At 54.4% G+C, this 12,571-nt stretch carries 11 protein-coding genes; 4 read left to right on the top strand and 7 right to left on the bottom strand.

The features are described 5' to 3' along the window. Window positions 1-247: 247 nt before the first annotated feature. Window positions 248-874 (top strand): glutathione S-transferase family protein, encoded by a 627-nt coding sequence (locus JQ822_RS02585; RefSeq protein WP_213132154.1) that lies wholly within the window; start codon window positions 248-250, stop codon window positions 872-874. Between the two features lie 17 nt (window positions 875-891). Here the strand turns inward: JQ822_RS02585 and JQ822_RS02580 are convergent, their stop codons facing one another. Both JQ822_RS02580 and bssR read right to left on the bottom strand, forming a co-directional pair. Further along, window positions 892-2,004 (bottom strand): PQQ-dependent sugar dehydrogenase, encoded by a 1,113-nt coding sequence (locus JQ822_RS02580; protein ID WP_213132153.1) that lies wholly within the window; start codon window positions 2,002-2,004, stop codon window positions 892-894. Between the two features lie 102 nt (window positions 2,005-2,106). Further along, window positions 2,107-2,490, bottom strand: a complete 384-nt coding sequence (bssR, locus tag JQ822_RS02575; protein ID WP_213132152.1) for a biofilm formation regulator BssR — start codon at window positions 2,488-2,490, stop codon at window positions 2,107-2,109. A gap of 230 nt (window positions 2,491-2,720) precedes the next feature. On the opposite strand from bssR, the gene rimO reads away from it, so the two are divergent. Then, window positions 2,721-4,046 (top strand): 30S ribosomal protein S12 methylthiotransferase RimO, encoded by a 1,326-nt coding sequence (gene rimO, locus JQ822_RS02570; protein WP_213132151.1) that lies wholly within the window; start codon window positions 2,721-2,723, stop codon window positions 4,044-4,046. 61 nt (window positions 4,047-4,107) lie between these two features. Here rimO and gsiD read toward each other — a convergent pair whose 3' ends face one another. Genes gsiD through iaaA form a run of 5 tightly spaced genes read right to left on the bottom strand, consistent with a single transcriptional unit; the run spans window position 4,108 to window position 10,375 of the window. Continuing rightward, the gene (gene gsiD / locus JQ822_RS02565; protein ID WP_213132150.1) at window positions 4,108-5,019 is read right to left on the bottom strand and encodes a glutathione ABC transporter permease GsiD; all 912 of its coding nucleotides are present in this window, start codon (window positions 5,017-5,019) and stop codon (window positions 4,108-4,110) included. Between the two features lie 2 nt (window positions 5,020-5,021). Beyond that, a complete protein-coding gene (gene gsiC / locus JQ822_RS02560; protein WP_135321156.1) occupies window positions 5,022-5,942 on the bottom strand; it encodes a glutathione ABC transporter permease GsiC in 921 nt (306 codons plus the stop codon). 47 nt (window positions 5,943-5,989) lie between these two features. After that, window positions 5,990-7,528, bottom strand: a complete 1,539-nt coding sequence (gene gsiB, locus JQ822_RS02555; RefSeq protein ID WP_213132149.1) for a glutathione ABC transporter substrate-binding protein GsiB — start codon at window positions 7,526-7,528, stop codon at window positions 5,990-5,992. A gap of 23 nt (window positions 7,529-7,551) precedes the next feature. Then, a complete protein-coding gene (gsiA, locus tag JQ822_RS02550) occupies window positions 7,552-9,423 on the bottom strand; it encodes a glutathione ABC transporter ATP-binding protein GsiA (RefSeq protein WP_213132148.1) in 1,872 nt (623 codons plus the stop codon). Continuing rightward, window positions 9,410-10,375: a beta-aspartyl-peptidase gene (iaaA, locus tag JQ822_RS02545; RefSeq protein WP_213132147.1), complete on the bottom strand. Its 966-nt coding sequence runs from the start codon at window positions 10,373-10,375 to the stop codon at window positions 9,410-9,412. The genes gsiA and iaaA overlap by 14 nt, the downstream gene beginning before the upstream one ends. A 199-nt stretch (window positions 10,376-10,574) precedes the next feature. On the opposite strand from iaaA, the gene moeA reads away from it, so the two are divergent. Both moeA and moeB read left to right on the top strand, forming a co-directional pair. Continuing rightward, on the top strand, window positions 10,575-11,810 hold the full coding sequence (gene moeA, locus JQ822_RS02540) for a molybdopterin molybdotransferase MoeA (RefSeq protein ID WP_213132146.1): 1,236 nt from the start codon (window positions 10,575-10,577) through the stop codon (window positions 11,808-11,810). Continuing rightward, window positions 11,810-12,559, top strand: a complete 750-nt coding sequence (gene moeB / locus JQ822_RS02535) for a molybdopterin-synthase adenylyltransferase MoeB (protein ID WP_213132145.1) — start codon at window positions 11,810-11,812, stop codon at window positions 12,557-12,559. The genes moeA and moeB overlap by 1 nt, the downstream gene beginning before the upstream one ends. Window positions 12,560-12,571 lie beyond the last annotated feature (12 nt).

The following is a 12,571-nucleotide window of genomic DNA, read 5'->3' as shown; positions in this document are numbered from 1 at the left end:
AAACCCGCGCAGAAGCGGCCTGATGGATGACGTGTAAAATAAGTGCGGTGAGTAATAACGCACTAACGAGCTTAAGGAAACCGTAAGTTGGTAAAGTTTTTAAAGTTTACGCAATAACACTGCGCTGCGCCGCCTTCATCACGATTTTTTTACACGTTATTGCGTAAATATCAGGTTTACCCCACCATGTAACGGGTTTAATACCGAATGCAGCCATCAAGCTGCTCAATGATTACGCGGGGTTACTATGATTACACTGTGGGGTCGCAATAACTCGACCAACGTGAAAAAAGTGTTGTGGACGCTCGAAGAACTGGAACTGCCGTATAGCCAAATACTGGCGGGTGGGAAGCACGGTATTAACCACGATGCCGACTACCTGGCAATGAATCCAAACGGTCTGGTCCCCCTGCTACGCGATGATGAAACCGACATTCTACTGTGGGAATCCAATACCATTGTTCGCTATCTGGCCGCCCAGTACGGGCAAAAACGGCTGTGGATCGATGCTCCGGCAAAACGTGCAGAAGGCGAAAAATGGATGGACTGGGCCAACCAGACGCTAAGTCCCGCCCATCGGGTTATCTTATTTGGCCTGGTCAGAACACCGGCGGAACAACGCGACCAGGCGGCTATTGACGCGGGTGTGAAGGTTTGCGACAACTTGTTTGCCATGCTCGACAACGCGCTGGCCGACCAACCGTGGTTCTCCGGGGCCGAGTTTGGACCCGGCGATATCGCCATCGCGCCGTTTATCTATAACCTGTTTAACGTTGGCCTGAGCTGGACCGAGCGCCCTCACCTTGAACGCTGGTATCAGCAGCTTACTGAACGTCCGGCGTTCCAGAAAGCGGTGATGATCCCGGTCAGCTAAGCGCTACAGCGACGCGGCTACCGAGGACTCACCTTTAGTAGCTGCCCGTCGGACTCGTCGGTTAATACATACAAATAACCGTCAGGTCCGACACGCACATCGCGGATCCGCTGCCCTCTTTCCCGTAAAATGCGTCCATCCTCAGTGACCTGATTCCCTTTGACACTTAATACGATCACATCCTGGTCTTTCAACGCGCCAATAAACAGTTTATTTCGCCACTGTGCAAAGGTGTCGCGGTCATAAAAAGCCATCCCGCTGACCGCCGGTGATTTTTCCCAATAGAAAATGGGCTGTTCCGTCCCCTCAACAACTCCACCTCTGGCTTCAGGTATTTTTAAACCGCTGTAGTTAATCCCCCAGGTCGCTATCGGCCAGCCGAAATTTTTGCCTTTCCCGGGAATATTAATTTCATCCCCTCCACGCGGACCATGTTCATTTAACCACAGCGTGTCACTCCAGGGATTCATCGCCATCCCTTGTGGATTACGAATGCCATATGACCAAATTTCAGGGCGAGCACCGCGTTGATTCACAAAAGGGTTGTCCGGCGGAATCTTGCCCTCGTCGGTCAGTCGTACGACCTTACCCTGCAGCTTGTCCAGCTCCTGAGCGGTAGAACGCTGGTTATTCTCACCCAGGCCAATGAACAGATAGCCTTTACCGTCAAACACCATGCGCCCGCCAAAATGGTTGCCGGTGGAGAGTTTCGGCATCTGGCGAAAAACCGTCTGGAATCCCTGCAGATGTTTGAAATCGTCACTCAGTCGCCCGAAACCTACCGCCGTACCCGCTTTACCCTCATGGTCGGCCTCGGCAAAGCTGAGCCACACGCGCCGGGAGTGTTCAAAATCCGGGGCCAGCACCACATCAAGTAGCCCGCCCTGACCGTGCGCCCAGACCTTTGGGACCCCGGTCAGCGGATCGGAAAGCCCTTCCCCCGGTTGCCAGAGCCGTAGCTGTCCTCCTCGAACCGTGATTAATATGCCGCGATTGTCCGGCAAAAAAGCCAGCGACCAGGGATGATCAAGTTTGGTTTGCAGCACCTCAACCTTTAGTGCAGAAGATTCTGCGTGGGTATAAGGAGCGAACAGCAAAAGTGGGGCCGCACAGAGAAAGAGTCGACGCATAACACCTCCTTAATGGCTCTGCATAAAGCGTAGCCAGCAAGGCGCGATATCCCGCGATTTTTACATAATCTTAACGAAAAGGGGGAGCGCCCTCCCCCTGGTTCAGACGTGTTCCAGCGTTGAGTACATTTGCAAACTCTGGATACTCAGCGTCAGCGTTGTCAGGCAGTTTTCAAGTTTCTCTGCGTTAACGGCGATATAGGTCGGACAATCGTGATGTCCACTCATCAGACAAACAGCAGCGGAGGCTAACGCTCCTTCAGCTCGGCGCAGGGCATTCCACTCTTCCTGATCAAGATGCATAGCGTGGAGCTGTGATTGGTCGTGTAGTTCGCGATTCAGGGCAAAAAAATTATCACGCAGACGATCGCTCTCACTCACTGACATATACCCTTTCGCTTTCCTCAACAACAGATAAGCGGCGAGATCGATGCGGGCGTTTATCAACTTGTTGAGAAGATCGGTTCTCAGTCTGTCAACAACCATACCTTGTTCCTCCTCTTTCCAACCATCATGCAACTTAATAGTATGGTTGTTTTTTGAACAAATCAGTGTCTGGGATCAATTCATCACCAAAAATTAACATAATTTACAAATAATATTTAAACCTGCGCAAACCCAGACCATCGGCACCATGATATTGCGATACAATTTTTGCTCAGAACTCTGTAGAATCCCTGCCCTGAATATTCCAATAACTGAACAATTTTTACGCTATGAGCAATGTAAGCCACCAGCCGAAAATCGGCTTTGTTTCCCTCGGTTGTCCGAAAAACCTTGTCGATTCTGAACGTATCCTGACTGAACTTCGTACCGAAGGTTATGATGTTGTGCCAAGCTACGACGATGCGGATATGGTTATCGTTAATACCTGCGGTTTTATCGACAGCGCGGTTCAGGAGTCACTGGAAGCGATTGGCGAAGCGCTGAACGAAAATGGCAAGGTGATTGTTACCGGTTGCCTGGGCGCGAAAGTCGATCAGATCCGTGAAGTCCACCCGAAGGTGCTGGAAATCACCGGGCCGCATAGCTACGAGCAGGTTCTGGAGCACGTTCACCATTACGTACCAAAGCCAAAGCACAACCCGTTCCTGAGCCTGGTTCCTGAGCAGGGCGTCAAGTTAACTCCGCGTCATTACGCCTATCTGAAAATATCTGAAGGCTGCAACCATCGCTGCACGTTCTGCATTATTCCGTCCATGCGCGGCGATCTGGTCAGCCGTCCAATCGGCGAGGTGCTCAGCGAAGCTAAGCGTCTGGTTGATGCGGGCGTCAAAGAGATTCTGGTGATCTCCCAGGACACCTCCGCTTACGGCGTAGATGTAAAGCACCGCACCGGTTTCCATAATGGCGAGCCGGTCAAAACCAGCATGGTTGATCTGTGCGAACAGTTGTCGAAGCTGGGGATCTGGACCCGTCTGCATTATGTCTACCCGTACCCGCACGTCGACGATGTCATTCCGCTGATGGCGGAAGGTAAAATCCTGCCGTATCTGGACATTCCGCTGCAGCATGCCAGCCCGCGTATTCTGAAGCTGATGAAGCGTCCTGGCTCCGTAGACCGCCAGTTGGCGCGGATTAAGCAGTGGCGTGAAATCTGCCCTGAACTGACCCTGCGCTCAACGTTTATTGTCGGTTTCCCGGGTGAAACCGAAGAAGACTTCCAGATGCTGCTCGACTTCCTGAAAGAAGCGCGTCTGGATCGCGTCGGCTGCTTTAAATACAGCCCGGTAGAAGGTGCAGGGGCTAATGAGCTGCCGGACCAAATACCGGAAGAGGTGAAAGAAGAACGCTGGAATCGCTTTATGCAATTGCAGCAGCAGATCTCTGCTGAACGTTTGCAGGAAAAAGTGGGCCGCGAAATTCTGGTCATCGTGGATGAAGTTGACGAAGAAGGCGCGATTGGTCGCAGCATGGCAGACGCCCCGGAAATCGACGGCGCGGTGTACATGAATGGCGAAACGAACGTGAAGCCTGGCGATATCATCCGCGTGAAGGTCGAAAACGCAGACGAATACGATCTGTGGGGTTCACGCGTTTAACCTGTTGTAGGCCCGGTGAGCTTGCGCCGCCGGGCCTGTTGTCATCATCTGGCCTACAATTTTACCCTTTTATCTTCGGATCCAGCGCATCGCGCAGACCATCTCCCAGTAAGTTAAAAGCCAGTACCGTCAGGAATATCGCCACCGCCGGGAAAATCGCCACGTGCGGCGCGATCACCATATCAGCCCGTGCTTCATTGAGCATTGCCCCCCACTCCGGGGTCGGCGGCTGTGCGCCCAATCCCAGAAATGACAAACTCGCGGCGGAGATTATCGACGTCCCGATTCGCATAGTGAAAAAGACCACAATCGACGAGACCGTTCCCGGCAAAATATGGTTGAAAATAATGGTCGTATCGCTGGCGCCAATGCTGCGCGCCGACTCAATAAAGGTCTGCTGTTTGAGGACCAGCGTATTACCGCGCACCAGTCGCGCAAAGGCCGGGATAGAGAACACCGCCACAGCAATAATAACGTTAGCAATACCGCTTCCGAGTACCGCCACCACCGCAATCGCCAGCAGAATGCCTGGAAAAGCGAATAACACATCGCAGATACGCATAATCAGCCGATCCCACCAGCCTTCGTAGTATCCCGCCAGCAGACCCAGCACTGTGCCAATCGCCGCGCCAATAAATACGGCAAAGACCCCCGCCGCCAGTGAAATTTGCGCGCCAACCAGCACGCGGCTAAAAATATCCCGCCCCAGTGAATCGACACCAAACCAGTGCAGCATCGACGGCCCATCATTGAGGCGGTCATAATCGAAGTAATTCTCAGCATCAAACGGCGTCAGCCAGCGGGCAAATATCGCCACCAGAATCAAAGCCAGCACGAATAATCCGGCAATCATTGCCACACGCTGGCGACGAAAACGCCGCCAGAACTCATACCACGGCGTACGGATCTGTTCAGGCTTAACGAGCGGCATTGCATTTAAAATCGCCTGTCGGCGCCAGTTAAAAAATCGCATCCTTACTTGTACCTGATAGCCGGATTAATGGCGGCATAGAGCACATCCACCACTAAGTTAATAAGAATAAACTCCAGAGAAAACAACAACACCTCGGCCTGAATCACCGGGTAGTCTCGCATTTCGACAGAGTCCACCAACAGCCGCCCGAGCCCTGGCCAGTTAAAGACTTTCTCAACCACAATGGAGCCACCAAGCAAAAAGCCAAACTGCAGCCCCATCATTGTCACCACCGGGATCATTGCGTTACGCAGACCGTGTTTTAACACCACCCAGGTTTCACTCACTCCCTTTGCCCGCGCGGTGCGCATGTAATCTTCGCTAAGCACATCGACAAACGAGGCGCGGGTAAAACGCGCCAACACCGCCGCCACCGCCGCACCCAGCGTGATAGAAGGGAGAATATAATGCTGCCAGGAATCCGCACCCACGGTGGGTAACCAGCCGAGCTCCACGGAAAAAATCTGCATCAACAACATGCCGAGGGCAAACGCCGGGAAGGAGATCCCGGTGACCGCCAGCGTCATACTCAACCTGTCCGGCCAGCGATTACGCCATACGGCGGCGATAATCCCCGCCGTCATGCCAAATAATACCGCCCACGTCATACTGGCAATCGTCAACCACAGTGAGGGCATAAAGCGGCTGGCAATCTCTTCGGCAACTGGACGACGCGATACCATTGAGGTGCCAAAGTCACCTTGCAACACATTTGTCATGTAATGCCAGAACTGAAGATGCAGCGGCTGGTCCAGACCCAACTGCTGGCGCACCAGTTCAATAACCTCGGCGTCGGCCTCCGGCCCGGCAATCAACCGGGCCGGATCGCCAGGCAACAGGTGAACAAACAAAAACACCAGCACCGCAACAATCAGCAGAGTTGGAATTAACCCCAGCAGGCGCTTGAAAACATAATTAAGCATCAGACTCCCTTCGGCGGCCCCCGATGCTCAGGGGCCGAGTGAATAGCTTATTGCAAATCCGCATCATCAAAACTAAATCCGGTGTCCGGCATAATCCAGAATCCGGTCAACTTTGTGCTGTGCGCAGAGATCAGTTTTTCCACCACCAGCGGGATCCACGGCGACTCTTTCCAGATGATATCCTGTGCATCTTTGTACAATCGCGCTTTTTCGCCCGGATCGTTAGTTTGCAACGCAGCGGCTAAATCGCTGTCCACCTGCTTGTTACTGTAAAACGCCGTATTAAACAACGTTGGCGGCCAGTTTTGTGAAGCAAACAGCGGCGACAGCGCCCAGTCAGCTTCGCCCGTTGACGCAGACCAGCCGGTGTAAAACATCCGTACTCCACTCTCTTTCTGCGCTTTACCTTCAACTTCCGCTGCCCGCTGCCCGGCATCCATCGCCGTTACCTGCGCCTTGATCCCCACCTGCGCTAACTGCTGCTGAGTAAATTGCAGCACTTTCTGCGCGGTACTGTGATTATGCGATGACCACAGTGTGGTGGTAAACCCGTTGGGATAACCCGCCTCTTTGAGTAATTCACGGGCTTTCGCCGGATCGTACGGCCACGGCGTATAGCTTTGCGCATAGGCTATTGCTGGCGGAAGCACGCCGGTAGCCGGTATGGCATAACCGGCAAAAGCCACTTTGACCAGCGCCTGACGGTTGATGGCATAGTTCAGCGCTTCGCGCACCTTCGGGTTATCAAACGGTTTTTGCGTCACGTTCATGCTGATGTAGCGCTGCATAATTGACGGGCTGGCAACCAGTTGCAGATTTTTGTTCTTCGCCAGTAACGCGGCCTGCTCGTAAGGGATCGGGAAAGCGAACTGCGCCTCACCGGTCTGTAGCATCGCCGCACGGGTGTTATTGTCCGTCACCGGACGCCAGGTAATCGTATCAAGCTTCGGCAACCCTTGCTGCCAGTAGCCGGGGAACTTTTTCACCTTCACAAAATCGGTCTGATTCCAGGTTTCAAGCTGGTACGGCCCGGTACCAACAGGATGGAAACCAATATCTTTACCGTATTTTTTCAGCGCCGCCGGAGAAATCATCGCCGTTGCCGGATGCGCCAGAATATTGATAAACGCCGAGAACGGCTGTTTTAGCGTAATTTTCACCGTCGACGGATCGACGACCTCGGTTTTATCGATGTTTTTATACAGGTTATAGCGCTTAAGATGGTTTTCCGGATTACTGGCCCGCTCAAGGTTAGCTTTCACCGCCTCAGCATTGAAATCGGTGCCATCCTGAAACTTCACCCCCTGACGCAGTTTTACGGTGTACGTCAGGCCGTCATCGGAAACGGTATAGCTTTCTGCCAGCACATTTTTTAGTTTCATCTCTTTATCGAGGCCAAACATCCCCTGATAAAACGACTTCGCCACCGCCTGCGACAACGTGTCGTTCGCGTCATACGGATCGAGCGTGGTGAAATTGGACCCTACCGCTACCACCACATCTTTAGCCGACCAGGCAGGGGATGCTGCCAGTGCTGAAGCAACCCCCAGCGCAACCAGCCATTTTCGAGCAACAATTTGTCTCATGTTATTCTCCTGAACCCTGCCTGTTATAGACGCGAAAGCGCATTTTCCGCCTGCGGACGCGCAACATAATGTCCCGGCCCCACTAACTGGAGTGACACCGGGGAAATCTCTTCACCGCGTTTGCGGATATTGCTGGGGATATCATCCGACAACAGCACGCGCTGCGGTCGCTGATGTGACGGATCGGCAACCGGAACCGCCGCCATTAATTTTCGGGTGTACGGGTGCTGTGGATTTTCAAACACCGCCCGACGAGGGCCAATCTCAACAATCTGCCCCAGATACATCACCGCCACACGGTGGCTGATACGCTCGACCACCGCCATATCGTGAGAAATAAACAGGTAAGCGATACCCATTTCCCGCTGTAGATCGAGCAACAAATTGATAATCTGCCCGCGAATCGAGACATCCAGTGCCGAAACCGATTCATCGGCAATAATCACTTTTGGATTGAGCGCCAGCGCCCGGGCAATACAGATGCGCTGACGTTGACCGCCTGAAAACTCGTGCGGATAGCGCCAGGCATGTTCAGGAAGTAACCCTACACGCTCCAGCAACCACGCGACCCGTTTTGCCGCGGCATCCCCCTGCAATAAGCCGTGTACCCGCAGCGGCTCAAGAATGGAATAGCCAACCGTCTGACGTGGATCGAGCGACGCGTAGGGGTCCTGGAAAATAAACTGGATATCCCGGCGTAGCGGCTGAAGCTTGCTGCTGGCCAGCGTGTCAATGCGCTGCCCGTTGAAGGTGATCTCCCCGCGCTGTGACTCCACTAATCGCAACAATGCCCGGCCGGTAGTCGATTTACCGCAGCCGGATTCCCCCACCAGCGAGAGCGTTTCGCCAGGCCACAGATCAAAACTGACGTTTTCCACCGCATGTACCTCACGGGTCACGCGATTGAGAATGCCGCTACGCAGCGGAAAACGCGTCACCAGATTGCGCACCTGCAGAATCGGCTTGCCCTCCACCACCGTGTCCTGTTCAGTTTGTGGCTCGCGGTGGTCGGGATCCTGCAATGAAATCAGCGGGAAACGGCTCGGCAACGCATGTCCGTTCATCGCCCCAAGCTGCGGTACGGCAGCCAGTAGCGCTTTGGTATAAGGGTGTTGCGGGGCGTGAAAAACCTGCTCAACGCTGCCGGTTTCGACAGCTTCTCCCTGATACATCACCAGTACGCGATCGGCAATATCGGCAACGACCCCCATATCATGGGTGATAAAAATCACCCCCATCAACATATCCTGCTGTAGCACTTTAATCAGTTGCAGGATCTGCGCCTGAATGGTGACATCCAGCGCGGTGGTCGGCTCATCGGCAATCAACACCGCAGGACGGCACGACAGCGCCATGGCAATCATTACCCGCTGGCGCATACCGCCAGAGAGTTGATGCGGAAAACGCGATAAAATGGCCCTCGACTCCGGTATTCGCACCTGGTCGAGCATCCGTTTAGCCTCTTCCATCGCTTCTTCACGGCCTGCTCCCTGATGCAAACGAATGGACTCGGCAATCTGCTCACCCACGGTGAACACAGGATTGAGCGATGTCATCGGCTCCTGAAAGATCATGGCAATATCCGCGCCGCGCACATGACGCATCTGCGACGCACTCTGTTCACCCAGTTCAATCACCTGCCGATTGCGTCGCCGAAGTAGCATCTCATCGCTGCTGACCTCACCACCCGCCTGTTCAATCAGGCGCATCAGCGAAAGGGCTGTGACCGACTTTCCTGAACCGGATTCACCAACAATCGCCAGCGTTTCCCCGCGCTTGAGGCGAAATGACAGATTGCGCACCGCACTGACCCGCTTCTGCTCCTGCTCAAACGCAATATTCAGATTGCTGACCGCCAGAACATCGTTGACGTCAAGCTCATCACTGTGTGGCAACGGTATCTCCTTTCTCCCGGTAAATACCGGTGGTTGGCGTATCGCCAGCGTATCCCCAGGCACGGTACATGCCTTCGCTATTAAACGGTAAGGCCACATTGCCTTCATGATCGACGGCAATCAGCCCGCCGCTACCGCCCAGTGCCGGTAATTTTTCCATCACTACGCGTTCGCATGCCTCTGATAAGCTCAGGCCGCCATAATCCATCAGCGCGGCAATGTCATAAGCCGCCAGCGCGCGAATAAACACTTCTCCGGTTCCGGTACACGAGACCGCCACGCTGGCGTTATTGGCATAACACCCGGCGCCGACTAACGGACTATCCCCGACGCGCCCTGGCAGTTTGTTGGTCATGCCACCGGTCGACGTCGCCGCCGCCAGATTACCGTACTTATCCAGTGCCACCGCACCGACAGTGCCCATTTTGTTGCTCTCATCCAGCGGCGTACCGCCATGATCAAGCACCGTTTCTCCTGCCGTACGTGCTGCCAGTAGCTGAGCATACCGCTCTGGCGTCGAGAAAATATCTGCGCTAACGCGTTCCATACCCTGCGCAAGGGCAAAGTTCTCCGCCCCTTCGCCTATCATCATGACATGTGGACTTTTTTCCATCACCAGACGGGCCGCGAGGATCGGGTTGCGCAGGTGGCTGACTCCGGCGACGGCTCCCGCCTGCAGCGTATTTCCGTCCATCACGCAGGCATCCAGTTCATGGGTTTCATCGCGGGTATATACGGCACCAATTCCGGCATTAAACAAAGGGCACTCTTCCAGCAAGCGCACGGCTTCGGTCACCACGTCCAGCGCACTTTGGCCTGCCTCCAGCATACGTTGCCCCACTTCAACGATATCTGACAACGCCTGTATGTAGCGCAATTCCTGCTCCTGGCTCAGTTGCGCGCGGGTTATCGCGCCAGCGCCGCCGTGAATTGCAATGACTGCTTTGCCCATTTTTTCGTCCATTAGGTGACCGGTACCGGGGTTATAAATATCAGATTTTTTGTGACTTATTGATTCGATTTTTGAATATAGAAAGATGCAGACGTCATGTAAAGGTAAAGGCCTGCACCTAAGACTGAGGTGGCATACTGTCTACGCCCATTTTCTGACATAATGGGCGGATTCGATTTTGCCTCGCAGGAGTCTTTTCATGGAATTTACCGCCGGACTGATGCCGCTCGAAACGGCACTCTCACAAATGCTGTCGCGTATTACCCCGTTAACCGCCGTCGAAACGCTGCCGCTGGTGGAATGCTTTGGTCGCGTGCTGGCTACCGATATCGCTTCGCCAATTGATGTGCCAGGGTTCGATAACTCGGCAATGGACGGTTACGCGGTGCGTTTAGCGGATCTGCAATCTGGTCAGCCGCTTGCGGTGACCGGTAAAGCCTTTGCCGGCCAACCTTTTCATGGCGAATGGCCTGCGGGGACCTGCATCCGCATTATGACCGGCGCGCCGGTACCTGCCGGTTGTGAAGCCGTGGTGATGCAGGAACAAACGGAACAGACTGACGACGGAATTCGGTTTACCGCGGAGGTCCGCAGCGGACAAAATATTCGTCTGCGCGGTGAAGATATTGCTAATGGCGCGGTGGTGTTTCCCGCCGGGACTCGCCTGACAACCGCCGAACTTCCCGTTCTGGCCTCGCTCGGTATTGCGGATATCCAGGTCGTGCGCAAAGTGCGCGTGGCGCTGTTTTCCACCGGTGATGAGCTGCAACTGCCAGGCCAACCGTTGGGCGACGGACAGATTTACGACACTAACCGCCTGGCCGTACACCTGATGCTGCAACAGCTTGGCTGCGACGTCATCAACTTAGGTATTATCCGCGACGATCCCAACGCCCTACGCGCGGCGTTTATCGAAGCCGACAGCCAGGCCGACGTAGTGATAAGCTCCGGCGGCGTGTCGGTCGGCGAAGCGGACTACACCAAGACCATTCTGGAAGAACTGGGGGAAATCGCCTTCTGGAAACTGGCGATTAAACCGGGTAAACCATTCGCTTTCGGTAAACTGAACAACAGCTGGTTTTGTGGCCTGCCGGGCAATCCCGTCTCTGCCGCCCTCACTTTCTATCAGTTGGTGCAACCGCTGCTCGCAAAACTGAGCGGCAACACCGCCAGCGGATTACCCCCACGTCAACGCGTACGGACAGCAACACGCCTGAAGAAAACGCCAGGCCGTCTGGATTTCCAGCGCGGAGTATTGCAACGCGCAGAAAATGGCGAACTGGAAGTCACGACCACCGGCCATCAGGGTTCACATATTTTTAGCTCCTTCAGCCAGGGCAACTGTTTTATCGTCCTTGAGCGCGATCGCGGTAACGTTGAAGCCGGAGAGTGGGTAGACGTTGAGCCGTTTAATATGCTGTTTGGAGGCCTGTAATGGCGGAACTCAGCGACCAGGAGATGCTGCGCTATAACCGGCAAATCATCCTGCGCGGCTTCGACTTTGACGGTCAGGAAGCGCTAAAAGAGGCGCGGGTGCTGGTCGTTGGTCTGGGGGGGCTGGGCTGTGCGGCAACGCAGTATCTGGCGGGCGCTGGCGTCGGACATTTAACCCTACTCGATTTTGATACCGTGTCGGTTTCCAACCTCCAGCGCCAGACGCTGCACAGCGACGCAACCGTCGGGCAGCCGAAAGTAGAATCGGCACGCGATGCGCTGGCGCGGATTAATCCGCTTATCACCATTACACCAGTGAATGCGCTGCTCGATGATGCCGCGATGCATACGCTGATTGTAGAACACAACCTGGTGCTGGACTGTACCGATAACGTCACGGTACGAAACCAGCTCAACGCCGCCTGCTTTGCCGCAAAGATCCCACTGGTTTCCGGCGCGGCAATTCGTATGGAAGGACAAATCACCGTCTTTACGTATCAGGAGGGAGAACCCTGTTATCGCTGCCTGAGTCGCCTGTTCGGTGAGAATGCGTTAACCTGTGTGGAAGCGGGCGTGATGTCACCGCTAATTGGCGTGATCGGTTCGCTACAGGCGATGGAGGCCATTAAGTTACTGGCAAACTTCGGTAAACCGGCAAGCGGTAAAATCGTAATGTACGATGCGATGACCTGTCAGTTCCGGGAAATGAAGCTGATGCGCAATCCGGGCTGTGAGGTTTGTAGTCGGTAAAAAGTCGGGTGG

Origin of the sequence: Citrobacter sp. FP75 (genome assembly GCF_018342065.1) — a bacterium.
Taxonomy (GTDB): Bacteria; Pseudomonadota; Gammaproteobacteria; order Enterobacterales; family Enterobacteriaceae; genus Citrobacter.
Note: the sequence above shows the minus strand (reverse complement) of the source record. Positions and strands in the feature narration are given on the sequence as shown.

Excerpts from the sequence above, each read along its gene's own strand:
- moeB (WP_213132145.1), top strand. The coding sequence starts at position 11,810 with ATGGCGGAACTCAGCGACCAGGAGATGCTGCGCTATAACCGGCAAATC.
- gsiB (WP_213132149.1), bottom strand. The coding sequence starts at position 7,528 with ATGAGACAAATTGTTGCTCGAAAATGGCTGGTTGCGCTGGGGGTTGCT.
- gsiC (WP_135321156.1), bottom strand. The coding sequence starts at position 5,942 with ATGCTTAATTATGTTTTCAAGCGCCTGCTGGGGTTAATTCCAACTCTG.
- JQ822_RS02585 (WP_213132154.1), top strand. The coding sequence starts at position 248 with ATGATTACACTGTGGGGTCGCAATAACTCGACCAACGTGAAAAAAGTG.
- JQ822_RS02580 (WP_213132153.1), bottom strand. The coding sequence starts at position 2,004 with ATGCGTCGACTCTTTCTCTGTGCGGCCCCACTTTTGCTGTTCGCTCCT.
- iaaA (WP_213132147.1), bottom strand. The coding sequence starts at position 10,375 with ATGGGCAAAGCAGTCATTGCAATTCACGGCGGCGCTGGCGCGATAACC.
- bssR (WP_213132152.1), bottom strand. The coding sequence starts at position 2,490 with ATGGTTGTTGACAGACTGAGAACCGATCTTCTCAACAAGTTGATAAAC.
- rimO (WP_213132151.1), top strand. The coding sequence starts at position 2,721 with ATGAGCAATGTAAGCCACCAGCCGAAAATCGGCTTTGTTTCCCTCGGT.
- gsiD (WP_213132150.1), bottom strand. The coding sequence starts at position 5,019 with ATGCGATTTTTTAACTGGCGCCGACAGGCGATTTTAAATGCAATGCCG.
- moeA (WP_213132146.1), top strand. The coding sequence starts at position 10,575 with ATGGAATTTACCGCCGGACTGATGCCGCTCGAAACGGCACTCTCACAA.